Consider the following 23,323-nt stretch of genomic DNA (forward strand, 5'->3'; position numbering starts at 1 on the left):
CGATCAGGATCTCTACAAGATCCTCCTCAGATCGTGCAGAATGAACCCACTCAGACGCTGAGCTGGAATAGACCCTTGCGGAAAGTGGAAGGCTCAGGGCGCGATCGTCAGATCGAGCCGCGCGAGGCCGTGGAAATGATAGCGGTCGGCGTAGCGCGGCGGCGCGGCGAAAGCGAGGCCGGGGCAACGGGCGAAGAGGATCGGCAGCGCGATGGCCAGCTCGGCACGCGCCAGCGGCGCGCCGACGCAGAAATGGATGCCGGCGCCGAAGGCGGCGTGCGCCGGCCGCGCCGGGCGGTGCGGATCGAAGCGGTCGGGGTCGGGGAACGCCTCGGGGTCGCGGCCGGCGGCGGCCAGCAGCAGGCCGACCTCGTCGTCCTTGCGGAAAAGGTGGCCGGCGATCTCGACGTCCTGCCGGGCATGGCGGGTGAACATGTGCAGCGGCGGGTCGTGGCGCAGGATTTCCTCGGCGACGGCCTCGGCATTGTCCGGCGCGGGAACGATCCCGGCGGCGAGCAGCGCGGCGGTGCCGTTGCCGATGGCATGGACGGTGGCCTCGTGGCCGGCGTTGAGCAGCAGGACGACGGTGGAGATCATCTCGGCCTCGGTCAGATGTCCGCTACCATCTTCAGCCCGGTCGTCACTGGTCCGGTCGGCGCGGGCGGCGATCAGCTCGGACAGCAGGTCGTCGCCGGGGGTGCGGCGGCGGGCCGCGATCTGCTCGCGCAGGCAGGCGGCGAATTCGGCGGATGCCTGGCCGGCGGCGCGCTCGACCGTCTCGTCGCGGCGGGCCTGGTACATGGCGACCATCTTGTGCGACCAGTCCAGCAGCTGCGGCGCCAGCGCGTCCGGCAGGCCCATCAGGCGGGCGATGATGATCACCGGCAGCGGCTCGGCGAATTGCGAGATCAGCTCGACCTCATCGCCTCGAAGCGGTCGATCAACTGGTGCGCCAGCGCCGCGATCTCGGGGCCGAGCCCGGCGATCCGGCGCGAGGTGAAGGCGCGCAGCACCAGCCCGCGCAGGCGGGTGTGGGCCGGCGGCTCCAGTTCCAGCAGCGAGTGCTCCTCGATAGCCTGGAACGGCGCCAGGTGCGCGGGAACCGGGCGGCGGCGGCCTTCCGGCACCTCGCGGCCGAAGCGGCGGTCGCGCAGCAGCGCCGAGACCAGCGCGTGCCCGGCGGCGCAGGGCATGGCGTAGTCGGTCCAGTGAAACAGCGACCCGGCGGCGCGGGCGCGGGCGTAGAACGGGTAGGGGTCCTGCACGAACGCCGGCTCGCGCGGCGACTGGGTGAGCCGGGGCAGGCTCATCCGGCGCGCTCCAGCGCCTGTTCCAGGTCGGCGATCAGGTCGGCGGCATCCTCGATCCCGACCGACAGGCGCAGCAGCTGCGGCGGCACGACCGAGTGCGGACCCTCGACCGCCTTGCGGTGCTCGATCAGGCTTTCGACGCCGCCGAGCGAGGTCGCGGGCAGGAACACGTTGGCGAGCCGGGCGACGTCGTGCGCGATGGCGCCGTCGCCGGTGACCATCAGCGACAGCATGCCGCCGAACCCGCCCTGCATCTGCGCGGCGGCGACGGCGTGGCCGGGATGCCCGGGCAGGCCGGGATAGAGCACCTGCGCGATCTTCGGGTGCCCGCGGAAATGCCGGGCGATGGCCAGCGCGTTCTGCGACGAGCGCTCCCAGCGGATGAACAGCGTGCGCAGCCCGCGGATCAGCAGCCAGGCGTCCCACGCCGACAGCACGTTGCCCATCAGCGCGCGCAGGCCGCGCAGCTCGGCCGCGAATTCGGCGTCGCGCAGCGACAGCACGCCCGCGGTCAGGTCCGAATGGCCGTTCAGGTACTTGGTGGCGGAGTGGAACGCGACGTCCGCGCCGAGATCGAGCGCCCGCAGCGCGCAGGGCGGCGCGGCGGTGCAGTCGGCCAGCAGCCGCGCGCCGGCGGCGTGCGCGGCCTGCGCCGCGGCGGCGATGTCGACCACGTCCCAGCTGGGATTGGCGGGGGTCTCGACCCACAGCCAGCCGGTGTCGCCGCGCACCGCGCGCGCCGCGCCCAGCGGGTCGGCCTGGTCGTAGAGGTCGAGGTGGATGCCGCGCCGCTCGGCCAGCCGGTACAGCCAGCTCTGGCCGCCGTGGTACATGATCCGCGGCGCGGCGACGCGGTCGCCCGCGGCCAGCGTCTCGGTCAGTGTCACCAGCGCCGCCATGCCGGAGGCGAACAGCAGGCTGTCCGCGGCGCCGTCGAGACTGGCCAGCACCGCCTCGGCGTGTTCCACCGTCGGGCCGCCGTCGCGGGCGTAGATGTAGCGCTGGCGCGGGGCGTAGGCCTCGTCGCGGGCGAAGGTCGAGGCGGGCTCGACCCCCGGCACCACCGCGCCGGTGCGTGCGTCGATCATCCGCAGCGCCTGGGCGGCGCGGGTGGCGGGGGCGAGGCGGTCGTTGGCGGTCATCTTGCGTCCCTCGGGCTGCTTCGGCGCGCACCGTGCCGCGCCCGGCGCCGCTTGACAAGCATGCGGCGGGGCGGCCCCTTGTGGGGCAGGGAGGAGAGAGCCATGCGGGCCTATGCGCCGATCGCGGCGGGAATGATCGCGGTGATGCTGCTGCTGGGCGCGGCGGGGGCCTGGCTGGGCCACCGCGACACCGTCGCGCGGCTGCACGAGCGCGGCGAGGCGCTGCTGACCCTGGCCGCCGACCGTCTGACCCGGCAGATCGACCGCTACCGCTATCTGCCGGCGGTGCTGTCGCACCACCCGCAGGTGGTGGCGGCGCTGGAGCGCGGCGGACCGGGGCCGGTCAACCGGCTGCTGCAGAGCGTGGCCGATACCTCGGGCGCGCTCGACATCTATCTGATGGACGCCGACGGCACGACCATCGCCGCCTCGAACTGGCAGCTGGAGCGCCCTGGACCGCACGCAGCCGCGCCTCGGCGGCGACGCGGTCGGCGATCTCGCCGCGCAGCCGCGCGTTGGCCTGGCTCAGCGCCGTGGTCCGGGCGGCAACCTGCGCCTCGAGCCGCTGGTTGGCGGCCTCCTCGGCGGCCAGCTGCCGCTGCCACGCGCGCCGCCGCAGCAGCACGATCGCCCACGCCAGGCACAGGATGCCGCCGACCGCCGCCCCCAGCGCGCCCCACAGCACCGCCTGCGCCGACGCCTCGGCGGTGCCGATCAGCGCGTTCGCGGTCAGCCCAACGGTCGGCACCGGCCGCGACAGCCACAAGGCGCGGCCGGGCACGTCCGCGACATCGCGCAGCCACAGCGGCCGGCCGTGCAGCTGCCGCGTCTGCTGCGGCGGCAGCGGCGCGGGCTGCAATCCCGAATACTGCCGCGCGTCGCCGAAACGCTCGGGCGGGGTCGGTCCCAGCGGGCCCAGCGCGCGCATCACCAGCGCGTCGCGGTTCGCCAGGAAGATCACCCCGCGCCGGTCGTGGAAGAACACCGTCGCCGGGTCCGCCGTCCACTCGGCCTCGAAGCCCGGCAGGTCCAGCTTCACCGCCAGCACGCCGAGGATCCGGTCGTTTGCATCGCCGAGCGCGCCGCGCGCATCATCCGCAACCTGCGCGCCTTCGCCCGCAACGAGGCCGAGCCGGCGGCGGACGTCAGCCTGGCGACGGTGATCGCCGACGCGCTCGAGATCCTGGCGCCGCGCATCGCCGCCGCCGGGGCGGCCGTCGAGGCGCCGGACGGGCCGGTGCCGGCGGTGCACGGCGGCCGGGTGCGGCTGCAACAGGTGCTGATCAACCTGGTGTCGAACTCGATCGACGCGATGGAGGGCCAGGACGGCCCGCGCCACGTCCGCATCGGCGCCGCGGTGCGGGACGGGCGCGTGCGCCTGACGGTGCGCGACAGCGGCCCCGGGCTGACCGACCCGGACCGGATCTTCGATCCGTTCTTCACCACCAAGCCGGTGGGCGCGGGGCTGGGCCTGGGGCTGTCGATCTCGTACGGGATCGTGCAGAGCTTCGGCGGCGACATCCGCGCCGAGAACTGCGACGGCGGCGGCGCGATGTTCACCATCGACCTGCCCGCCGCGCGCGGCGACGCGGCGGCGGCATGAGCGCCGATCCGCCGCGACCGGTCCGGGTGCTGCTGGTCGACGACGATGCCGACGTGCGCGAGGCGCTGGGCCAGGCGCTGGATCTGGCGGGCTTCCGGGTCACCGCCTGCAAGTCGTTCATCGAGGCCACCGACCACCTCGGTCCCGGCTTCGCCGGCGTTGTCGTCACCGACGTGTGCATGCCCGGCAAGGACGGTCTGGACCTGCTGGCGCGGGCACAGACGATCGATCCGGAGATCCCGGTGATCGTGATGACCGGGCACGGCGACATTCCGATGGCGGTGCGGGCGATGTCCGGCGGCGCCTACGATTTCCTCGAGAAGCCCTGTGCGCCGCGGGCGCTGATCGAGCGGGTGGCGCGCGCGGGCGCGCTGCGCGCGCTGGTGCTGCAGAACCGCCGCCTGCTGGCCGAACGGACGCTGGCGGCGGCGGTCGAGCGCGACGCCGGCGGCGCCGGGCTGGCGCGCAAGATGGAGGCGGTCGAGAAACACCTGATCGAGGCGGCGCTGCGCACGCACCGCGGCCGGGTGCAGGCGGTGGCCGAGGCGCTGCAGCTGCCGCGCAAGACGCTCTACGACAAGTTCAAGCGGCACGGCATCGATCCGGCGGCGTATCGGACCGGCGACTGATCCGGGCTTGATTCGGACCGGTGTTGTGCGGAATTCCGCACAGATCGGCAGCGGGCCGGGCCCTGCACAGGGCAGGCGCGATTCGGCAAGCCATTGCGATATATGCTGAATCTGTCTGCGGGGCGCGCCGCGGGCCCGGCGGCCTCGCAGTCGGACCCGCGCCCGCTAGACTGGGGTCGCGCCCCGGCCGAACCGGGGGCTGTTTCTAGGGAGAGAGCGACATGAAACATGTTCTGAGTGCCGCTGCGCTGGCGGCGGTGATGCTGTCCGCGGCGCCGGCGATGGCCGCCTGCGAGGAAGGCGAGATCGTCATCAAGTTCAGCCACGTCACCAATACCGACCGGCACCCGAAGGGGATCGCCGCGTCGTTGTTCCAGAAGCGGGTGAACGAGGAGATGGACGGCAAGGCCTGCGTCGAGGTGTTCCCGAACTCGACGCTCTACAACGACGACCAGGTGCTCGAGGCGATGCTGCAGGGCGACGTGCAGATGGCCGCGCCGTCGCTGTCGAAGTTCGAGAAGTTCACCAAGCAGTTCCGCCTGTTCGACCTGCCGTTCATGTTCAAGGACGTCAACGCCGTCGACGCCTTCCAGACCTCGGAGACCGGCAAGGCGATGAAGGAGTCGATGACCCGCCGCGGCCTGCTGGGGCTGGAGTTCTGGCACAATGGCATGAAGCAGATGTCGGCCAACAAGCCGCTGCTGCTGCCCAGCGACGCCGAGGGGCTGAAGTTCCGGGTGCAGCCCTCGGAAGTGCTGCAGGCGCAGATGGAGGCGATCGGCGCCAGCCCGCAGCCGATGGCGTTCAGCGAGGTCTACGGCGCGCTTCAGACCGGCGTCGTCGACGGCCAGGAGAACACCTGGTCCAACATCTACGGCCAGAAGTTCTTCGAGGTGCAGGACGGCATCACCGAGACCAACCACGGCATCATCGACTATCTGGTCGTGGTCTCGACCGAGTGGTGGAACGGGCTGGACGAGGACGTCCGCACGCAGCTGGCCACGATCCTGAAAGAGGTCTCGGACGAGCGCAACGCCGAGTCGGCGCAGGTGAACCAGGAGGCGCGGCAGGCGATCCTGGACGCCGGCGCCACGATCCGCGAACTGGACGAGGCGCAGCGCCAGGCCTGGGTCGACGCGATGAAGCCGGTCTGGGCGCAGTTCGAGGCCGATGTCGGCGCCGACAACATCGCCGCCGCGCAGGAAGCCAACGCGATCAACTGATCCGCGCTGCAAGAAAGACCGGTGGCCCCGTCCCTGCGGCGGGGCCATCCAACAACACGCAGCGGGAGGATCCCGATGTCGGCCCACGGTCGCTACCAGCCGCACACGCCCCTGGGGCGCGCCGTCAACACCATCGAGGAGACGGCGATCGCCGTGATCCTGGGCGCGATGACGCTGATCACCTTCGTCAACGTGGTGATCCGCTACGGGTTCAACTCCGACCTCGGCCGCTGGTTCGAGGATGCCGCGGGCGTCGATCTGCCCGGCTCGCTGATCTGGGGGCTGGAGGCGACCAGCTTCCTGTTCGCCTGGCTGGTGCTGTTCGGGGTCAGCTACTGCGTGAAGGTGACCGCGCACCTGGGCGTGGACGCGCTGATCAACGTGCTGCCGCGCACCGCCAAGCAGGCGATGGCGGTGCTGGCCGGGCTGTGCTGCCTGGTCTACGCGGCGCTGCTGATGAAGGGCGCCTGGGACTACTGGGCGAACTTCGTCAACCTGCCGCAGACCACCGGCCGCTGGTTCCCCACCGGCTTTCAGGACCCGGGTTTTCTGGTGAAATCCTGGTACGAGACCAACGACGTCCCGATGCCCGGCTTCCTGCGCTTCTTCGAGGGCTGGCTGAACGAGGGCGAGCAATACGAGAAGATGCCGCGGTTCATCCCCTACACCATCCTGCCGCTGGGCGCGGCGCTGCTGCTGCTGCGCGTCGCCCAGGCGTTCGTGCAGGTGCTGCGCGGCCAGCGCGACAGCCTGATCGTCAGCCACGAGGCCGAGGAGGCGATCGAGCATCTCGCCGCGGCCCGCGCGGAAAAGGAATAGCACCGCATGGAAGTCCTTGTCCTGTTCCTGATGGTGATCGGGTTCCTGATGATCGGTGTGCCGATCGCGATCGCGCTGGGGCTCAGCTCGATCCTGTTCCTGCTGGTGCTCAGCGACACCTCGCTGGCGTCGATCGCGCAGACGCTGTTCCAGGCGATGGCCGGGCACTACACGCTGCTGGCGATCCCGTTCTTCATCCTGGCCTCGTCGTTCATGTCCACCGGCGGCGTCGCGCGGCGGATCATCGACTTCTCGATCGCCTGCGTCGGCCATTTCCCCGGCGGGCTGGCGATCGCCGGCGTGTTCGCCTGCATGCTGTTCGCGGCGCTGTCGGGGTCCAGCCCGGCGACGGTGGTGGCGATCGGCTCGATCGTGATCGCCGGGATGCAGAAGGTCGGTTATTCCAAGGAGTTCGCCGCGGGCGTGATCTGCAACGCGGGCACGCTGGGGATCCTGATCCCGCCGTCGATCGTGATGGTGGTCTACGCCGCCGCCACCGACGTCTCGGTCGGGCGGATGTTCCTGGCCGGGGTCATCCCGGGCATCCTTGCCGGCACCATGCTGATGGTGGCGATCTATGTCTATGCGCGCTGGCGCGACATGCCGCGGGGCGAGTGGAAGGGGTTCGACGAGATCCTCGAGACCGGGGTGCGCGCCGGCTGGGGCCTGTTCCTGATCGTCATCATCCTGGGCGGGATCTATGGCGGCATCTTCACCCCGACCGAGGCGGCGGCGGTGGCGGCGGTCTACGCCTTCCTGATCGCCAGTTTCGTCTATCGCGACATGGGGCCGCTGAAGCCCGACGAGGACGATCCGACGGCGACGCCGATCCCGCTCTATCAGCGGCCCTATGCGCTGCTGACGGCCTGGGTGCACCCGGACACCCGCGACACGCTGTTCGAGGCCGGAAAGCTGACCATCACGCTGCTGTTCATCATCGCCAATGCGCTGATCCTGAAGCACGTGCTGACCGACGAGCAGATCCCGCAGCAGATCGCCGGCGCGATGCTGTCGGCCGGGTTCGGGTCGGTGATGTTCCTGGTGATCGTCAACGTGATCCTGCTGATCGGCGGGCAGTTCATGGAGCCCTCGGGGCTGATCGTGATCGTCGCGCCGCTGGTCTTTCCCATCGCCATCGAACTGGGCATCGATCCGATCCACCTGGGCATCATCATGGTCGTGAACATGGAGATCGGCATGATCACGCCGCCGGTCGGGCTGAACCTGTTCGTGACCTCGGGCGTGGCCGGAATGCCGCTGATGGCGGTGGTCCGCGCCGCCGCGCCCTGGCTGATGATCCTGGTCGTGTTCCTGGTGATGGTGACATACATTCCCTGGCTGTCGACCTTCCTGCCGACGACCTTCATGGGACCGGAGGTGATCATCCGCTGATCCGGCGGCGCGCCCGCGTGCCGCGGGCGCAAGTCCATTCCGGCCTGCGCGGCGGCGTGGCAAGCCGGGCCCGCCGCACAGCCCGGTGGCGGGGCAGGGGATCGGTGCAGCCGCGCCCGGAGCGGCGCTGCGCCCCGGAACCGCCGTCACGGACGCCGGGGCGCCGCTTAGTTGGACAGGTGGCCGACCATGCCCTCGACGTTGAGGCCGATGAACTGCTCGTAGCTGCCCCAGTCGGCGTATTCCGGCATGGTCACGGCGGCCTTGATCTGCTCGAGGTCGTCGCCGGCGTCCAGCCGCTCCTGCACGCGCTGGCGCAGCAGTTCCAGGTATTCGATCGTCGCCGTGGCGTCGGCGCGGGTGCCGGTTTTGGAGTGGCCGGGCAGCAGGGTCTCGAAGTCGAGCGCCTCGACCGCGCGGATCTGGCCGATGTAGCCGTCGATCGAAGCGGCGGGGATGGTCTGGTACGGCAGCCGCTCGGGGTTGACCACGTCGACCACGACGGCGACGTCGTCAGGGCGGATCACCGTGGCGATCAGATCGTCGCCGTGGCCGCCCTCGCCCAGGTAGTTCAGCTCGAACGTCTTGCCGCCGAGGCTGAATTCGTGGGTGTCGGCAAAGGTGACGTCGGGCATCGCGGTGTCGACCTCGCCGGCCTCGACATGGGCGGTGGCGTTCTCGTGGGCGACCACCTCGGCGGTGTCCTCGAACACCTGGCCGCCGCTGGCGTGGTCGCCGTGGCTGTGGCTGAGGATCATGTAGCGCACCGGCTGGTCGGTGCGCTCGGCGATCTGCGCCTTGAGCCACTCGGCGGCGGCCTGGTTGATCGGATCGCCGACCACGACGCCCTCGTCGGTGATCGCGAACCAGCTGACGTGGAAATTGTTGTCGAACCGGTAGACGTCGTCGGTCACCTGCGTGATCGACCGTGTCGCGTCGTCCTGGGCCGCGGCGGCGCCGCACAGCAGGACGAGCGCGGCGCAGCCGGGCATAATGCGTTTCATGATTTTCCCCCAATGCGAATTGCGCCGCCAGTGTGCCATCGACCGGCGGCCAGGGAGTTCACGAACCGGTGAGGGGGAACGGGATCAGTCGTTGCCGCGGTACGGCTCGACGTATTGCAGCGCCATGTCCCAGGGAAAGAAGATCCAGGTGTCCTGGCTGACCTCGGTGATGAAGGTGTCGACCATCGGCCGGCCCTTGGGCTTGGCGTAGATGGTGGCGAAATGCGCTTTGGGATAAAGCTGGCGCACCAGTTCCAGCGTCCGGCCGCTGTCGACCAGGTCGTCGACGATCAGCACGCCCTCGCCGTCGCCCATCAGCGCGGCGTCGGGGCTTTTCAGCACCCGCGCCTCGGACTGGGTCTGGTGGTCGTAGGACTTCACGCTGATCGTGTCGACGGTGCGGATGTCCAGCTCGCGCGCGACGATCATCGCCGGCGCCATGCCGCCGCGGGTGATCGCCACCACCGCGCGCCATTCGCCGCCGGGGCCGGGGCCTTCCTTTTCCAGCCGCCAGGCCAGCGCGCGCGCGTCCCGGTGGATCTGGTCCCAGGAGATGTGGAACCCCTTCTCGTGCGGCAGCCGGTCGGTCATTCGGCGGTCTTCCGGCCGGTGGCGACGTCGATGTCGGGCGCGTCCTCGGCCTTCATGCCGATGATGTTGTAGCCGGCATCGACGTGGTGCACCTCGCCGGTGACTCCCGAGGACAGGTCCGACAGCAGGTACAGCGCGGACTTGCCGACGTCGTGCTGGGTGACGTTGCGGCGCAGGGGCGCGTTCAGCTGGTTCCACTTCAGGATGTAGCGGAAGTCGCCGATCCCCGAGGCGGCCAGGGTGCGGATCGGCCCGGCCGACAGCGCGTTGACGCGGATGTTCCGCGGCCCGAGGTCCATCGCCATGTAGCGCACCGACACCTCGAGCGCGCCCTTGGCGACGCCCATGACGTTGTAATGCGGCAGCACCTTCTCGGCGCCATAGTAGGTCAGCGTCAGCATCGAGCCGCCGTCGTCCATCATCTTCTCGGCGCGCTGCGCGACCGCGGTGAAGGAGTAGACCGACACGTTCATGGTCAACTGGAAGTTGGCGAAGCTGGTATCGACATACCGGCCGCGCAACTCGTTCTTGTCCGAGAACGCGATGGCGTGGACCAGGAAGTCGATCTTGCCCCATTTCCGCGCCACGGCGTCGAAGGCGGCGTCGATCGACCCCTCGTCGGTGACGTCGCAGGGGATCAGCATGTCGCTGCTGACCTGCTCGGCCAGCGGCTTGACCCGCTTGCCCATCATCTCGCCCTGGTAGGTGAATGCAAGCTCGGCGCCCTGTGCGTGGCAGACCTGCGCGATCCCCCAGGCAATCGACTTGTCGTTCGCCAGCCCCATGATCAGCCCGCGCTTTCCCTGCAACAGACCCTGTGTCATGTGACCCCCTTAAGCCCGCAATACGTTTGCGAAGGGTCTATGGGAATATTATCAAGGCCGCAAGGCGCGTTGCGCGCGGAGGGGGGCGAGATGGCTGACGACAGGCAGGGGATTTTCGCCGCCGAGGATCCGTTCGCGCTGCTCCGGAACTGGCTGGAAGAAGCCGGGCGCAGCGAGCCGAACGATCCCGTCGCGATGGCGCTGGCGACGGTCGACGCGACCGGCCTGCCGAACGTGCGCACCGTGCTGCTGAAGGGCATCGCCGACGGCGGTCTGACGTTCTACACCAATTACCAGAGCCGCAAGGCCGGGGAACTGGACAATTCCGGCAAGGCGGCGGTGCTGTTCCACTGGAAGAGCCTGCGCCGGCAGGTGCGCGCGCGCGGCACCGTCAGCCGCCAGGACCCGGCGGCATCGGACGCCTATTTCGCCAGCCGCGATCTGGGCAGCCGGCTGGGCGCCTGGGCGTCGCAGCAGTCCCGGCCGCTGCAGGATCGGGCCACCCTGGAGGCCCGCGTTGCGGAAATGGCGGCTCGTTTCGGCGAAAACCCGCCACGTCCGCCGCATTGGGGCGGCTACGTCCTTCGGCCCGATTGCCTGGAATTCTGGGCTGACGGCGCCAACAGGCTGCATGACCGCTTCGAATGGGTGCGCGACGGCGACAGCTGGCGCGTTACGCGGCTGAATCCCTGATTTGGCCGGCGAATCGTCGCCGACGATTCGGGCGCTGCGTTTTTGCAGCGGCCGGAATGCCGGTGCCCCGTGCGCGCAGCGACAGCGCCGGTCCGCCAGCGGAAGGGCGTCGCGTCATCTGTTACAATTTTGCAGCAAACTGTGTCCTGAAGCTGCGACACATTAACGCCATTCAACCTGAAGTGGAAAAATGTGGCTTCTCAGGCGCGATTTGCTTTGTCGGCACGTCGCCCCCTTCCAATCCATGGTATGAAATGAATGTGTTAACGTAGAGCGGGTTACGGAAAGGTGTTCGCTCTTGTTTGGGGGTGTTGGCCGCTTGTTGGCCGCATTTGTCTGGTGGTGCTTCGGGGGGTCGGTTCGCGCATGGGTTTTCGGGCTCGTAACGGGAACAGGCACTGCCTAGTGATCAATACCGTGAACGGGATCAGGGCTGGTAAATGATAAAGGGTCACGTGAAGTGGTTCGACTCCACCAAGGGCTACGGATTCGTCGTCGTCGACGACAATCTCGGTGACGTGCTTCTGCACGCCAACGTCCTGCGCAACTTCGGCCGGAGTTCCGTCGCCGAGGGCGTCGAGATCACCATGGACGTGCAGGGGACCGACAAGGGCCGGCAGGCCACCGAGATCCACTGCATCGAAGCCGCGCCCGACGTCGAGGAAATCGGCGTTGTCGCGCAGGACGAGGCGCCGACCGACGCGCCGTTCCTGGCCGCACGGGTGAAGTGGTTCGACAAGGCCAAGGGCTTCGGCTTCGTCAACGCGTTCGGCGATCCCGACGACATCTTCGTGCACATGGAGATCCTGCGGCTCTACGGGCTGTCCGATCTTCAGCCGGGCGAGGCGGTGTGCGTGCGGCACAAGCAGGGTCCGCGCGGCAAGACCGCGGTCGAGGTCCGCTCGTGGGATCACGCGACGCTGGTCATGCGCGCCTCGCGGCAGCGATGAGAACCGCCGCTGGCATCGCGCTGATCGCCGCAACGCTGGCCTGGAGTCCGCTGCAGGCGCAGGAGGCGTGCGCACCGGATCGTCTGGACGTGCGTGCGAACGGCGCCAGCGCCCGGTTCGCCGTGGAAGTCGCCGACGACGCCGAGGAACGTGCGCAGGGGCTGATGAACCGGCCCGAGATGCCGCGCTTCGCCGGCATGCTGTTCGTCTACGAGGCGCCCGGACCGGTGGCGTTCTGGATGAAGAACACGATGATCCCGCTGGACATGCTGTTCGCCGACGAGACCGGCACCGTGCGCCGCATCCATCGCAACGCCGAACCCTATTCCACCGACAGCATCCCCGGCGGCGACGACATCCGCTTCGTGCTGGAGATCAACGGCGGCATGAGCGATCTGCTGGGGCTGACCGAAGGCGCGCAGCTGCGCCACCCGGCAATCCCCGACGAGACCGCCGCCTGGCCCTGCGGCGACGGGGCAAGTTAAACCTTTTCACCCGTGGCGGACTCGGCTATTGCGGCAGCGGTCGGGGCGTGGCGCAGTCTGGTAGCGCACCTGTTTTGGGTACAGGGGGTCGTGAGTTCGAATCTCGCCGCCCCGACCAGATCCCCGGGCGGCCATTCTCTCCGCACCACCCTTGTCCTTCCGCGCCACCCTTGCCGGACTACCCCCGACGGATCATCCCGGCGGATCATCCCCGACGGGCCATATCTGCCGGACCGTATCTGCCGGACCCTCGCGCGGAAGGGCCCGCGCCGGCGGCAGGGTCCGCCGGCACGCGGGGGCTTCACCCGCCCGCCGTCAAGCGCCTATGATCGCCCGACACGGGGAGGATGGCAGATGACTCGCGACGATACCGCCGGGACCGGGGCATGAGCGACACGCCGAACGCGGACACGCGCGCGCTGGTGATCGGCGGCACGCAGGGGCTGGGGCTGGCCATTGCCGAGCGGCTCAGGGCCGAGGGCTGTTCCCATCTGGTGCTGGCCGGGCGCGACCCGGACCGGGGCGCGGCGGCGGCGCGGGCGCTGGGGGCAGAGTTCATGGCCGCCGATCTGGTCGACACCGCCGGCATCGTCGCGCTGGTCGACCGCGCGGCGCACAGCATGGGCCGCATCGACGCGCTGGTGAACGCCGCGGCATCGACCGACCGCGGCTCGATCCTCGACACCACGCCCGAGGCCTGGGACCGGATGATGACGGTCAACGCCCGCTCGCCGTTCTTCGCGATCCAGCGCGTGGCGCAGCTTGCGCGCGAGGGCGGCCACGGCGCGTCGATCGTCAACATCCTGTCGATGTCGGCGCATTGCGGGCAGCCGTTCCTGGCGCCGTATTCGGCGTCGAAGGCGGCGCTGTCGAACATCACCCGCAATGCCGCGAACGCGCTGCGCGGCGACCGCATCCGGGTCAACGGCATCAACTGCGGCTGGATGGACACCCCCGGCGAGGACGCGATCCAGCGCAAGTACCACGGCGGCGGCGACGACTGGCTGGCGAAGGCCGAGGCGAAGCAGCCGTTCGGCATGCTGGTCAAGCCGGCGCAGGTGGCGCGGCTGGCGGCGTTCATGCTGTCGCCGGTGTCGGGGGTGATGACCGGCGCGCTGGTCGATTTCGACCAGAACGTTGCCGGCGCCTATCAGCAGTAGTTCCAGCCAATTCGGGCCGCCGCGCGCCCGCACCGGAGGCCCCGCATGAAGTTCTTCGACCTGCAGCATCCCTGGTTCCGGCCGGTGTGGCGGCGCCTGCTGGTGACCGCGGTGGCGGTGGTCTGGACCGGGGTGGAACTGGCCGGCGGGGCGTTTTTCTGGGCGACGCTGTTCGGGGCGCTGTCGGTTTACTGCATCCACCAGTTCTTCATCGCCTTCGACCCGCCCGAAGACGAGGCGGCGGGCGAGTGACCGGTGGCGCTCAGCCCATGCCGACGTAGACCGACTTGAGCTGGCTGTAGTGCTCGATCGCGGCGCGGCCGTTCTCGCGCCCGAAGCCGGACTGCTTCATGCCGCCGAACGGCATCTCGACCGGGGTCAGGTTGTAGGCGTTGATCCAGCAGGTGCCGGCCTGCAGCCGGGCGACGACGCGGTGCGCGCGGGCCAGATCGCGCGTGAACACGCCCGCCGCCAGCCCGAATTCGGTGGCGTTGGCGCGGGCGACGGCCTCGTCCTCGGTGGCGAAGTCGAGCACCGCCATCACCGGGCCGAAGACCTCTTCGCGCGCCAGGGTCATGGTATCGGTAACGCCCGCGAACACCACCGGCGAGATCCAGGCGTCGCCGTCGGGCAGGGCCAGCGGCGGGGTCACGCGGGTCGCGCCCTCGTCGCCCGCGAGTCGGACGTGGCGCGCGACCTTCTCGCGGTGCGCGGCGCTGACCAGCGGGCCGATCTCGGTCGCTTCGTCCAGCGGATCGCCGATGCGCAGGCGGGCGGTGCGCTGCGCCAGCCGGTCGAGGAACGCTTGCCGGATGCCGCGCTGCACGAACACCCGGGTGCCGTTCGAGCAGATCTGGCCGGTGGAGTAGAAGTTGCCCCACAGCGCCGCCTCGACCGCCGACTCGAGATCGGCATCGTCGAACACCAGGATCGGCGACTTGCCGCCCAGTTCCATCGTCACATGCCGCAGCCCCCCGGCGGCGGCGCCGGCCACCTTGCGCCCGGTCGGCACCGAGCCGGTCAGCGAGACCTTGGCGATGTCCGGGTGCGCGGCCAGCGCGGCGCCGGTCTCGCCCATGCCCTGCACCACGTTGAACAGGCCCGGCGGCGCGCCCGCCTCGATCAGGATCCCGGCCAGCGACAGCGCGCTGAGCGGCGTCACCTCGGACGGCTTGAAGATCATCGCGTTGCCGCAGGCCAGCGCCGGGGCGGCCTTCCAGCTGGCGATCTGGATCGGGTAGTTCCACGCGCCGATGCCCAGGCAGACGCCCAGCGGCTCGCGCCGGGTATAGGCCCAGTCCCGGCCCAGCGGGATATGCTCGCCGGTCAGCGTGGCGGCCAGGCCGCCGAAATATTCCAGGCAGTCGGCGCCGCTGGCGGCGTCGGCGACCAGCGTTTCCGAGATCGGCTTGCCGGTGTCCAGCGTCTCCAGCTCGGACAGGGCGCGGTTGCGCGTGCGCATGATGTCGGCCGCCCGGCGCAGCACCCGGCCGCGCTGCGCCGGAGGCAGTCCGGCCCACTCCGCCTGCGCCGAACGTGCCGAGCCCAGCGCCGAGTCGATCACCGCCGCGGTCGCGGCGTGCAGCCGGGCGATCACCTCGCCGGTCGCGGGGTAGCGCGACTCGAACGCGGTGCCGGCGGTGTCCTCCAGCGGACGGCCGTCGACGAAATGCGAGGCGGCGGGCTGGCAGCGGGGATCGGTCATCTTCGGCTCCTTGCGCGGCTGCGGCATGCCCTTCATGGGCCGCGGCGGCGGTCCGGGCAAGCGCGATCGGCGGCCGCTCAGCTGCCCTTGAGCAGATCGCCCACCACCGGCTGGCGGCGCGGCTTGCGGGCGAGGCCGCGCAGCAGCTCGGCCAGTTCCGGCTCGTCGACGCGCTTGGCGGCGCTGGCGGGGCTGAACCAGCGGCGCGTGCGCTGGCGCCGCTCCTTCCAGTCGCGCCGCAGCTTCTCGATCATCATTGGGTAGACGTGGACCCGGCACGGCAGCCGCTCGCCGTTGTCGAGGATCTTGTCGTAGTGGTAGACGCCGATGCTTTCGGTCGCGATGTAGCCGATGGCGCCGGCTTCCTCCAGCGCCTCGATCTCGGCCGCGGCCCAGGGCTCGGTGCCCTCCATCATCCAGCCCTTCGGCACCACCCAGCGCCCGGTATCGCGCGAGGTGACCATCAGCACCCGAAGCCGTCCCTTCTTGTCCCGCCCGATCGGCAGGGCGGCGATCTGCTTGCCCAGTTTCGTCATTTTCTCTGCTTTTGCGATGGTTCGCTCAATCCTGTCTTGTCTGTTCAGCTATGTCGCGTCGGCGCCGCGACCAGTCGGCTAGACAACAGCGCGCCGGCCTCCTTGGCAATGGGGTACGCGACAAGAGAAAACGCGGTGTTGATCTGTTTCAACGCCCGCACCGTCTCCTGGTGGATGTTCGTGGTCTCGATGCTCTCCGGCGTGCCCTTGCGCAGGCGCTCCAGGTGCCGCACCTGCAGCTGTTGCTCGGTCTGCCGGGTGCGGTCCTTTTCCTCGACCAGCTGCCGCGCCGACTCGCTGTCGCCGGTCATCAGCACGTTCAGCGCCAGCTGCGAGTTCGACAGTACCCGGTCGTGGAAATCGGACAGGTCGCGCCATCCGGTCTCGGAAAAGCTCAGCCCTTCGGCGCGCATCCGGCGCGCCATGACCAGCAGGTTTCCCGCCACCTGGTCGCCGGCGTCCTCCAGGTTGTTGGCGATCGTCGCCAGGTCGACCGCCCGGCGGGACTGTTCCGGCGTCAGCCGGCCTTCCTGCAGGCGGGCGACGTAGAGCTTGATCTCGAAGTGCATGCTGTCGACGTCGCGCTCGGTGGCGGCGATCCGCTCGGCGGTGGCGTCGTCCCAGGTGCGGAGCAGGCCCAGCGCCGGGGCCAGCATCTGCTGCACCGCCTCGCCCATGCGCAGCACTTCGCGGGCGGTGCAGGCCAGCGCCCGTTCGGGGGCTGTCAGCGCGCGGTCGTCGAGCGCGCTGATCCGCGGCCTGTGCGCGGCACCGGCGTCCGGCAGCACCGCGCCGACGGCCCGCAGCACCGGGCCGACCAGCGGCAGCCCGGCCAGCGCCACCGCCAGGTTGAACGCCAGGTGCAGGTTGAGCACCTGGCGCGCGGCCGATGCGCCCAGCGCGGCGGCGGCGTCGGGCCAGATCGCGAGCGCGCCGAGCGCCAGCATCGCGCCGCCGCCGCGCAGCATCAGGTTGCCGACGGCGACACGGCGCGCCGGGGCCGGCGCCGACAGCGTCAGCAGCACCGGGATGGCGGCGCCGCCCAGGTTGGCGCCCAGCACCAGCGCCGCCGCCGCCGGCACCGGCAGCAGCCCCTCGGCCACGAAGGTCACGAACGCCAGCACCGCCGCGACGCTGGAATGCAGCGCCAGCGCCAGCACCGCGCCGATGGCGAAGGCGCTGAGCGGATCGGTCGCCAGGTAGTCCATCACCAGCGCCACGATCTGGCTGTCGCGCAGCGGCGCGGTCGCGGCGCGGATCATGTCCAGCGACAGCAGCACCAGCCCGAGGCCGGTCAGGATCCGGCCGACCTGGCGCAGCACCCGGCGCCGGGCCCGCAGGAACAGCGTCACCCCGGCCAGCAGCAGCACCGGGATCGCGGCGCCGAGCGGCAGCAGCAGGATCTGCGTGACCAGCGCCGAGCCGAGGTCGGCGCCCAGCAGCATCACCAGCGCCGCGGCCGCGGACAGCGATCCGGCGGCGACGAACGAGGCCGTCAGCATCGCCACCGCGGTCGAGCTTTGCAGCAGCATCGCCGCCGCGGTGCCGGCCAGCAACGCGGTCGCCGGCCGTCCGGAGGCGCGGCGCAGCCCGGCGCGCAGCCGGTTCAGGAACGCGCGTTCGGCGCCGGTCCGGATCAGCCGGACCGCCCAGAGCAGCAGTGCCACCGCGCCGGCAAGGTTCAGCGCGAACAGGATCATGGTCGCGGTGTCCGGCCGTGCGCCGGCGTCCGGCGCGCCGCGCCGCGGGCAGGGAGACTCGCGATGTCATGGCTTCGCACGGTCACGATCCACGGCCTTTCGCTCAAATTTCGCTGGACGCACAACTGCCCGGAACGGACGAACATGAACCGGCCGCGCCGATCCGGTCGGTATTCCAGCACAACACCATCGCCATGTCCAATATGCAACATTAGTGCTTGCAAATTATTGGGAAAGTCCACATTCCTGAGGCATGCGCGGAATTCCGATCAACGGGCGAGGGAGGGCGGACTGCTGCTGAGGTCGGCCGAACCCGGGCAGCGCCTGCGCAAGGCGGAGCGGCGCGAGCAGATCCTGCTCGAGCTTCGGCTGCGGCCGCATGTGCGGCTGTCCGAGCTGGCGCCGCGCTTCGGCGTCTCGGGCGAGACGGTGCGCCGCGACGTCGAGGAACTGCGCCGCGACGGGCTGCTCAGTCGCGCGCATGGCGGCGCCTCGGCGCCGGAGCTGGCGCACTACCCGACGCTGGACGAGCGCAACCGCGCCCGCATCGAGGAACGCGAGCGGATCGGCCGCCACGCCGCCGGGCTTGTGCGGCCGGGCGAGAGCGTGATGATCGACTCGGGCTCGACCACGCTGCAGGCGGCCCGGTTCCTGGCGCTGGCGGGCACCGCCTGCAAGGTGGTGACGAACAGCCTGCCGGTGGCCATGGCGCTGGGCCACAGCGCGGCGGCCGAGGTGATCCTGTGTCCGGGCGACTACCTGCCGCCGGAATCCGCCGTGGTCGGCACCGACACCGTCGAGTTCATCGACCGGCTGCACGTCGACCTCTGCCTGATCGGCGCGTTCGGCGTCACCGTCGAGGGGCCGTGCGAAAGCGTCCGCGGCTACGCCGCCGTCAAGCGCGCCATGCTGCGCCGGGGCGGACGCGCGCATCTGCTGATCGACGCGCAGAAGTTCGGCCGCCACGGTCTGGCGCATGTCACCGGGTTCGATGCCTTCGACTCGGTGATCGTCGACAGCGAACCGGACCCGGAGCTGCGCGCCGCGCTGGACGCCGCGGGGGTGGAGGTGGCAATCGCGGCCTGATGGATCAATTGAAACCGGAGAACGAAGTCCGGCCGCAGGCGATGCCGCGGCTGTGCGACCCGGCATCGCTTCGCGCCGCGGATGCGGGACGGGCCGGTTGTCTGCTAGGTTTGGCAAAGCGCGGATTTCACGCGCAAGTAGGGAGGATGACATGAAAACCAGGATCACCGCGCTGGGGTGCGCGTTGCTGGCGTCGGGGGCGGTCCCCGCCGCGGCGCAGACCGAGATCGAGTTCTGGCACGCCTTCACCGGGCGTCTGGGCGAGCTGGTGGCCGAGCAGGTGCAGACGTTCAACGAAAGCCAGGACAGCTATGTCGTGAACGCCACCCACAAGGGCAACTATTCCGAGACGCTGAACGCCGGCATCGCCGCCTTTCGCGCCGGCGAGCAGCCGCACATCCTGATGGTGTTCGAGGTCGGCACCGCGACGATGATGTCGGCGCAGGGCGCGGTGCGGCCGGTGCACGAGTTGCTGAGCGGCGCCGGGCTGGACTGGGACCCGGACGCCTACATCGGCTCGGTCAAGGGCTACTACACCAATACCGACGGCGAGATGCTGTCGATGCCGTTCAATTCCTCGACCCCGGTGCTGTGGGTGAACCGCGACGCGCTGGAAGGCGCCGGGATCGATCCCGACACCGACCTGTCCACCTGGCAGTAGGTCGATGCGGTGCTGGACCAGCTGAAGGAGGCCGGGCACGGCTGCCCGATGACCACCGCCTGGCAAAGCTGGATCCATCTCGAGAACCTGTCGGCCTATCACGACGTGCCGTTCGCGACGCAGGAGAACGGTTTCGCCGGGCTGGACACCGAGCTGGCGTTCAACGGCCCGGTGCAGGTGCAGCACATCGCGCAGATGGGTGAATGGGCACAGGAGGGCAAGTTCGTCTATGCCGGCCGCCGCAACGAGGGCGGGGCCAACTTCCGCGCCGGCGAATGCGCGCTGTTCACCGAAAGCTCGGCCGGCTACGCCGGTATCAAGGCCGAGGCCGAGTTCGATTTCGAGGTGCGCCCGCTGCCCTACTGGGAGGGCGTCGACGGCGCGCCGCAGAACACCATCATCGGCGGCGCCTCGCTGTGGGTGATGGAAGGACACGAGGACGACGAGTACCAGGGCGTGGCCGAGTTCCTGAACTTCCTGTCCTCGCCCGAGATCCAGGCCAAGTGGCACCAGGACACCGGCTATCTGCCGATCACCTCGGCGGCGGCCGAAGCCACCCGCGAGGCCGGCTTCTACGACGAGAACCCGGGCACCGACGTCGCGGTGCAGCAGATGACCGCGAACGAGCCGACGGCGAATTCGAAGGGGCTGCGGCTGGGCTCGTTCGACCAGATCCGCGGCATCATCGACGAGGAACTGGAGGCCGTCTGGTCCGGCGACAAGTCCGCCGAGGAGGCGCTGAACAGCGCCGTCGAGCGCGGCAACCAGCTGCTGCGCCGGTTCGAATCCGCCAGCCGCTGACACCCCGCACCGCGCCGGCCCCGGCATCGCGCCGGGCCGGCGCCCCAGCTACAGGCAACCGGGACCGAACGCATGGAGAAGCGAGTCACCTTCCAGGGCGTGCTGCTGCCGCTGCTGCTGGTCCTGCCACAGATCGTGGTCACCGCGGTGTTCTTCTTCTACCCGGCGGGGCAGGCGATCTGGCAGTCGCTGTTCATTCCCGATCCGTTCGGCCTGTCGATGCGGTTCGTCGGGCTGGGCAATTTCGAGTTCCTGCTGTCCGACCCGTACTACCGCGCCTCGTTCGTCACCACGGCGATCTTCTCGAGCCTGGTCACCGTCGTCTCGATGGGCGTCGCGCTCTACCTGGCGGTGCTGGCCGACCGGCTGATCAAGGGCTCGGGCACCTACCGGACGCTGCTGATCTGGCCCTACGCGGTCGCCCCGGCGGTGGCCGGCGTGCTGTGGCTGTTCATGTTCAACACCCGCGTCGGCGTCGTCACCTGGTACCTCGGCCTGCTGGGCTACGACTGGAACCACGTGCTGAACGAGGGCGAGGCGATGGGCCTGGTCGTGGTGGCGTCCGCCTGGGGGCGGATCAGCTACAACTTCCTGTTCTTCCTCGCCGGGCTGCAGGCGATCCCGAAAAGCGTGATCGAGGCCGCCGCCATCGACGGCGCGCGTTTCTGGACCCGGTTCCGCACCATCGTCTTTCCGCTGCTGTCGCCGACGACCTTCTTCCTGCTGGTGGTGAACGTGGTCTACGCCTTCTTCGAGACCTTCGGCGTCATTCACACGATCACCTCGGGCGGGCCGCAGCAGGCGACGACGATCCTGGTCTACAAGGTGTTCGCCGACGGCTTCGTCGGCCAGGACCTGGGCTCGTCGGCGGCGCAGTCGGTGATCCTGCTGGTGGTGGTCAGCGTGCTGACGGTGATCCAGTTCAAGTACATCGAACGGAGGGTGCACTATTGACCACGCCCGCCGATCCGCTCGCGGCCGAAGTGCCGCCGAAAAAGCCGAAGGCCCAGCCCGACGGCATGGTCGAGAAGCGCGGCGCCGGCCTGTGGCTGACCCATCTGGGGCTGATCCTGGGCGTGCTGTTCATCTTCTTCCCGATCTGGCTGGCCTTCGTCGCCTCGACCGTCACCCAGCCCGAGATCGTGCGCCCGCCGATGCCGCTGTGGCCCGGCGACCGGTTCTTCGAGAACTATGGCAAGGCGCTGACCTCGGGGATCAACGCTCCTGTCGCGCTGATGCTGTTCAACTCGGCGGTGATGGCGCTGGGCATCGCGCTCGGCAAGATCGTGATCTCGCTGCTGTCGGCGTTCGCCATCGTCTATTTCCGCTTTCCGGGCCGGCGCGTGTTCTTCTGGCTGATCTTCCTGACGCTGATGCTGCCGGTCGAGGTGCGGATCGTGCCCACCTACGAGGTCGCGGCCAGCTTCGGCATGCTCAACAGCTATTCCGGGCTGATCTTTCCGCTGATCGCCAGCGCCACGGCCACGTTCCTGTTCCGGCAGTTCTTCCTGACCGTGCCGGACGAGCTGGCCGAGGCGGCGCGCATCGACGGTGCCCGGCCGATGCGGTTCTTCTGGGACATCCTGCTGCCGATGAGCCGGACCAACATCGCGGCGCTGTTCGTGATCCTGTTCATCTACGGCTGGAACCAGTACCTGTGGCCGCTGCTGATCACCACCGACCCGTCGATGAACACCATCGTCATGGGCATCAAGCAGATGTTCCCCTCGGGCGACGACGTCGCAGACTGGCCGGTGATCATGGCGACGTCGATCCTGGCGATGGTGCCGCCGATCATCGTCGTGATCTCGATGCAGCGCCTGTTCATCCGTGGTCTGGTGGAAAGCGAGAAGTAGAATTAATGGCAACCGTCACGCTTGAAAACCTGCGCAAGTCCTACGGTCCGACCGAGGTCATCCACGGCGTCGACATCGACATCGCCGACGGCGAGTTCATCGTCATCGTCGGCCCCTCGGGCTGCGGCAAGTCCACGCTGCTGCGCATGGTCGCCGGGCTGGAGCGGGTCAGCGCGGGCGAGGTGCGCATCGACGGCACGCGCGTCAACGATGTCGAGCCGATGGACCGCAACATCGCCATGGTGTTCCAGAACTACGCGCTCTACCCGCACATGTCGGTGTTCGAGAACATGGCCTACGGGCTGAAGATCGCCGGCACGCCCAAGCCCGAGATCGCCGAGCGGGTGAGCGACGCGGCGCGGCTGCTGCAGCTCGAGGATTATCTCGGGCGCCGCCCGCGCGAGCTGTCCGGCGGCCAGCGCCAGCGCGTCGCCATGGGCCGGGCGATCGTGCGCAAGCCCGCGGTGTTCCTGTTCGACGAGCCGCTGTCGAACCTCGACGCCAAGCTGCGGGTGCAGATGCGGCTGGAGATCAAGCAGCTGCAGCGGCGGCTGGGGGTCACCGCGCTTTACGTCACCCACGACCAGGTCGAGGCGATGACCCTGGCCGACCGGATGGTGGTGATGAACGCCGGCGTCGCCGACCAGATCGGCGCCCCGCTCGAGGTCTATGCCCGGCCGCAGACCGCCTTCGTCGCCGGCTTCATCGGCTCGCCGCCGACCAATTTCGTCGCCGCGCAGCTGCTGCGCCCCGGTGCGCCGGACGGCGCGCGGCTGGGTGTGCGGCCCGAACATGTCCGCGTGGTGTCTCCGGGCGAGGGGGCGCTGCAGGCCCGGGTGATGTACGCCGAGCCGCTGGGCGCCGAGACGCTGGTGCACCTGAAGCTGGCGGACGACGCGCTGTTCACCCTGCGCCAGGACGGCACCGCGCCGGTGCCCGAGGAAGGCGCCGAGATCGGTCTGGCCTGGGACGACGACGCCCAGATGCTGTTCGGCCCGGACGACCGTCGCCTGCAGGGGTGATTCCCCAATTATGGCCGGATTTCGACAGGCCGCCGCCGCGCGCCGACCGAATCAATGCTTTCGTATCGATATATATGGGCAAAGGAACCTGTTTCGTTATTGCCCCAAATTTGAACGAATTAGCCCCTAAC

Annotated in this window: 22 protein-coding genes, 1 tRNA gene and 2 pseudogenes; 16 read left to right on the forward strand and 9 right to left on the reverse strand. The window is 69.6% G+C overall.

What is annotated here, in order from left to right; all coding sequences use genetic code 11:
• Nucleotides 1-93: 93 nt before the first annotated feature.
• From GE300_RS15245 to GE300_RS23125, 3 genes and pseudogenes are all read right to left on the reverse strand, one after another.
• A pseudogene (locus GE300_RS15245) lies at nucleotides 94-1,304 on the reverse strand (cytochrome P450).
• A 2-nt stretch (nucleotides 1,305-1,306) separates the two neighbouring features.
• On the reverse strand, nucleotides 1,307-2,452 hold the full coding sequence (locus tag GE300_RS15250; RefSeq protein ID WP_154447590.1) for a trans-sulfuration enzyme family protein: 1,146 nt from the start codon (nucleotides 2,450-2,452) through the stop codon (nucleotides 1,307-1,309).
• Nucleotides 2,453-2,795: 343 nt separating this feature from the next.
• Complete coding sequence (locus tag GE300_RS23125; RefSeq protein ID WP_233417076.1) at nucleotides 2,796-3,500, reverse strand: hypothetical protein; 705 nt, start codon at nucleotides 3,498-3,500, stop codon at nucleotides 2,796-2,798.
• Here GE300_RS23125 and GE300_RS23730 point away from each other — a divergent pair.
• The 5 genes from GE300_RS23730 to GE300_RS15275 all read left to right on the forward strand — a co-directional run bounded on the left by GE300_RS23730 (nucleotide 3,426) and on the right by GE300_RS15275 (nucleotide 8,118).
• Nucleotides 3,426-4,055, forward strand: coding sequence for a sensor histidine kinase (locus GE300_RS23730; RefSeq protein WP_325063263.1), 630 nt, complete (start codon nucleotides 3,426-3,428; stop codon nucleotides 4,053-4,055). The genes GE300_RS23125 and GE300_RS23730 overlap by 75 nt on opposite strands.
• Entirely contained in the window at nucleotides 4,052-4,684 is a 633-nt protein-coding gene (locus GE300_RS15260; RefSeq protein WP_154447594.1) for a sigma-54-dependent Fis family transcriptional regulator, read from the forward strand. The genes GE300_RS23730 and GE300_RS15260 overlap by 4 nt, the downstream gene beginning before the upstream one ends.
• Before the next feature lie 221 nt (nucleotides 4,685-4,905).
• Nucleotides 4,906-5,907 (forward strand): TRAP transporter substrate-binding protein, encoded by a 1,002-nt coding sequence (locus tag GE300_RS15265; RefSeq protein WP_154447596.1) that lies wholly within the window; start codon nucleotides 4,906-4,908, stop codon nucleotides 5,905-5,907.
• Nucleotides 5,908-5,982: 75 nt separating this feature from the next.
• Complete coding sequence (locus GE300_RS15270; RefSeq protein WP_154447598.1) at nucleotides 5,983-6,726, forward strand: TRAP transporter small permease; 744 nt, start codon at nucleotides 5,983-5,985, stop codon at nucleotides 6,724-6,726.
• Between the two features lie 6 nt (nucleotides 6,727-6,732).
• Nucleotides 6,733-8,118 (forward strand): TRAP transporter large permease, encoded by a 1,386-nt coding sequence (locus tag GE300_RS15275; protein ID WP_154447600.1) that lies wholly within the window; start codon nucleotides 6,733-6,735, stop codon nucleotides 8,116-8,118.
• 167 nt (nucleotides 8,119-8,285) lie between these two features.
• On the opposite strand, the gene GE300_RS15280 is transcribed toward GE300_RS15275, so the two are convergent.
• The 3 genes from GE300_RS15280 to fabI form a co-directional block, all read right to left on the reverse strand.
• On the reverse strand, nucleotides 8,286-9,122 hold the full coding sequence (locus GE300_RS15280; protein ID WP_233417077.1) for an MBL fold metallo-hydrolase: 837 nt from the start codon (nucleotides 9,120-9,122) through the stop codon (nucleotides 8,286-8,288).
• 84 nt (nucleotides 9,123-9,206) lie between these two features.
• Nucleotides 9,207-9,713, reverse strand: a complete 507-nt coding sequence (gene gpt, locus GE300_RS15285; RefSeq protein WP_154447605.1) for a xanthine phosphoribosyltransferase — start codon at nucleotides 9,711-9,713, stop codon at nucleotides 9,207-9,209.
• On the reverse strand, nucleotides 9,710-10,537 hold the full coding sequence (fabI, locus tag GE300_RS15290) for an enoyl-ACP reductase FabI (protein ID WP_154447607.1): 828 nt from the start codon (nucleotides 10,535-10,537) through the stop codon (nucleotides 9,710-9,712). Before fabI ends, gpt begins: the two co-directional genes overlap by 4 nt.
• 90 nt (nucleotides 10,538-10,627) lie before the next feature.
• Between fabI and pdxH the strand changes: the two genes are divergently transcribed.
• The 6 genes from pdxH to GE300_RS15320 all read left to right on the forward strand — a co-directional run bounded on the left by pdxH (nucleotide 10,628) and on the right by GE300_RS15320 (nucleotide 14,077).
• Nucleotides 10,628-11,230: a pyridoxamine 5'-phosphate oxidase gene (gene pdxH, locus GE300_RS15295; protein WP_154447609.1), complete on the forward strand. Its 603-nt coding sequence runs from the start codon at nucleotides 10,628-10,630 to the stop codon at nucleotides 11,228-11,230.
• Between the two features lie 455 nt (nucleotides 11,231-11,685).
• Nucleotides 11,686-12,180, forward strand: coding sequence for a cold-shock protein (locus GE300_RS15300; protein ID WP_325063264.1), 495 nt, complete (start codon nucleotides 11,686-11,688; stop codon nucleotides 12,178-12,180).
• A complete protein-coding gene (locus GE300_RS15305) occupies nucleotides 12,177-12,665 on the forward strand; it encodes a DUF192 domain-containing protein (RefSeq protein WP_154447613.1) in 489 nt (162 codons plus the stop codon). Before GE300_RS15300 ends, GE300_RS15305 begins: the two co-directional genes overlap by 4 nt.
• A gap of 41 nt (nucleotides 12,666-12,706) precedes the next feature.
• Nucleotides 12,707-12,783, forward strand: a tRNA-Pro gene (locus tag GE300_RS15310).
• A gap of 268 nt (nucleotides 12,784-13,051) precedes the next feature.
• Nucleotides 13,052-13,825: an SDR family oxidoreductase gene (locus GE300_RS15315; RefSeq protein WP_154447615.1), complete on the forward strand. Its 774-nt coding sequence runs from the start codon at nucleotides 13,052-13,054 to the stop codon at nucleotides 13,823-13,825.
• 45 nt (nucleotides 13,826-13,870) lie between these two features.
• Nucleotides 13,871-14,077: a hypothetical protein gene (locus GE300_RS15320; protein WP_154447617.1), complete on the forward strand. Its 207-nt coding sequence runs from the start codon at nucleotides 13,871-13,873 to the stop codon at nucleotides 14,075-14,077.
• Between the two features lie 10 nt (nucleotides 14,078-14,087).
• Here GE300_RS15320 and betB read toward each other — a convergent pair whose 3' ends face one another.
• The 3 genes from betB to GE300_RS15335 all read right to left on the reverse strand — a co-directional run bounded on the left by betB (nucleotide 14,088) and on the right by GE300_RS15335 (nucleotide 17,766).
• Nucleotides 14,088-15,530 (reverse strand): betaine-aldehyde dehydrogenase, encoded by a 1,443-nt coding sequence (gene betB, locus GE300_RS15325; protein ID WP_154447619.1) that lies wholly within the window; start codon nucleotides 15,528-15,530, stop codon nucleotides 14,088-14,090.
• 77 nt (nucleotides 15,531-15,607) lie between these two features.
• The gene (locus tag GE300_RS15330) at nucleotides 15,608-16,066 is read right to left on the reverse strand and encodes an NUDIX hydrolase (RefSeq protein ID WP_154447621.1); all 459 of its coding nucleotides are present in this window, start codon (nucleotides 16,064-16,066) and stop codon (nucleotides 15,608-15,610) included.
• A gap of 44 nt (nucleotides 16,067-16,110) precedes the next feature.
• Nucleotides 16,111-17,766 (reverse strand): Na/Pi cotransporter family protein, encoded by a 1,656-nt coding sequence (locus GE300_RS15335; protein ID WP_154447624.1) that lies wholly within the window; start codon nucleotides 17,764-17,766, stop codon nucleotides 16,111-16,113.
• A 228-nt stretch (nucleotides 17,767-17,994) separates the two neighbouring features.
• On the opposite strand from GE300_RS15335, the gene GE300_RS15340 reads away from it, so the two are divergent.
• From GE300_RS15340 to GE300_RS15360, 5 genes and pseudogenes are all read left to right on the forward strand, one after another.
• The gene (locus tag GE300_RS15340; protein WP_233417078.1) at nucleotides 17,995-18,852 is read left to right on the forward strand and encodes a DeoR/GlpR family DNA-binding transcription regulator; all 858 of its coding nucleotides are present in this window, start codon (nucleotides 17,995-17,997) and stop codon (nucleotides 18,850-18,852) included.
• Nucleotides 18,853-19,003: 151 nt separating this feature from the next.
• Nucleotides 19,004-20,314 (forward strand): annotated as a pseudogene (ugpB, locus tag GE300_RS15345) (sn-glycerol-3-phosphate ABC transporter substrate-binding protein UgpB).
• Between the two features lie 72 nt (nucleotides 20,315-20,386).
• Entirely contained in the window at nucleotides 20,387-21,268 is an 882-nt protein-coding gene (gene ugpA / locus GE300_RS15350; RefSeq protein WP_154447629.1) for a sn-glycerol-3-phosphate ABC transporter permease UgpA, read from the forward strand.
• A 65-nt stretch (nucleotides 21,269-21,333) separates the two neighbouring features.
• Entirely contained in the window at nucleotides 21,334-22,170 is an 837-nt protein-coding gene (gene ugpE, locus GE300_RS15355; protein WP_154447784.1) for a sn-glycerol-3-phosphate ABC transporter permease UgpE, read from the forward strand.
• Between the two features lie 5 nt (nucleotides 22,171-22,175).
• Nucleotides 22,176-23,192 carry an ABC transporter ATP-binding protein gene (locus GE300_RS15360; protein WP_154447631.1) on the forward strand — a complete coding sequence of 339 codons (1,017 nt, stop codon included), beginning with the start codon at nucleotides 22,176-22,178 and terminating at the stop codon, nucleotides 23,190-23,192.
• The last annotated feature ends 131 nt before the right edge of the window (nucleotides 23,193-23,323 follow it).

The organism is Halovulum marinum (assembly GCF_009697225.1).
GTDB lineage: Bacteria > Pseudomonadota > Alphaproteobacteria > Rhodobacterales > Rhodobacteraceae > Halovulum > Halovulum marinum.

Bases quoted from the DNA above. Each gene is read 5' to 3' on its own strand.
- GE300_RS15250 (WP_154447590.1), bottom strand. From the start codon at position 2,452: ATGACCGCCAACGACCGCCTCGCCCCCGCCACCCGCGCCGCCCAGGCG.
- GE300_RS15260 (WP_154447594.1), top strand. From the start codon at position 4,052: ATGAGCGCCGATCCGCCGCGACCGGTCCGGGTGCTGCTGGTCGACGAC.
- GE300_RS15265 (WP_154447596.1), top strand. From the start codon at position 4,906: ATGAAACATGTTCTGAGTGCCGCTGCGCTGGCGGCGGTGATGCTGTCC.
- GE300_RS15270 (WP_154447598.1), top strand. From the start codon at position 5,983: ATGTCGGCCCACGGTCGCTACCAGCCGCACACGCCCCTGGGGCGCGCC.
- GE300_RS15275 (WP_154447600.1), top strand. From the start codon at position 6,733: ATGGAAGTCCTTGTCCTGTTCCTGATGGTGATCGGGTTCCTGATGATC.
- GE300_RS15280 (WP_233417077.1), bottom strand. From the start codon at position 9,122: ATGAAACGCATTATGCCCGGCTGCGCCGCGCTCGTCCTGCTGTGCGGC.
- gpt (WP_154447605.1), bottom strand. From the start codon at position 9,713: ATGACCGACCGGCTGCCGCACGAGAAGGGGTTCCACATCTCCTGGGAC.
- fabI (WP_154447607.1), bottom strand. From the start codon at position 10,537: ATGACACAGGGTCTGTTGCAGGGAAAGCGCGGGCTGATCATGGGGCTG.
- pdxH (WP_154447609.1), top strand. From the start codon at position 10,628: ATGGCTGACGACAGGCAGGGGATTTTCGCCGCCGAGGATCCGTTCGCG.
- GE300_RS15305 (WP_154447613.1), top strand. From the start codon at position 12,177: ATGAGAACCGCCGCTGGCATCGCGCTGATCGCCGCAACGCTGGCCTGG.
- GE300_RS15315 (WP_154447615.1), top strand. From the start codon at position 13,052: ATGAGCGACACGCCGAACGCGGACACGCGCGCGCTGGTGATCGGCGGC.
- GE300_RS15320 (WP_154447617.1), top strand. From the start codon at position 13,871: ATGAAGTTCTTCGACCTGCAGCATCCCTGGTTCCGGCCGGTGTGGCGG.
- betB (WP_154447619.1), bottom strand. From the start codon at position 15,530: ATGACCGATCCCCGCTGCCAGCCCGCCGCCTCGCATTTCGTCGACGGC.
- GE300_RS15330 (WP_154447621.1), bottom strand. From the start codon at position 16,066: ATGACGAAACTGGGCAAGCAGATCGCCGCCCTGCCGATCGGGCGGGAC.
- GE300_RS15335 (WP_154447624.1), bottom strand. From the start codon at position 17,766: ATGATCCTGTTCGCGCTGAACCTTGCCGGCGCGGTGGCACTGCTGCTC.
- ugpA (WP_154447629.1), top strand. From the start codon at position 20,387: ATGGAGAAGCGAGTCACCTTCCAGGGCGTGCTGCTGCCGCTGCTGCTG.
- ugpE (WP_154447784.1), top strand. From the start codon at position 21,334: ATGGTCGAGAAGCGCGGCGCCGGCCTGTGGCTGACCCATCTGGGGCTG.
- GE300_RS15360 (WP_154447631.1), top strand. From the start codon at position 22,176: ATGGCAACCGTCACGCTTGAAAACCTGCGCAAGTCCTACGGTCCGACC.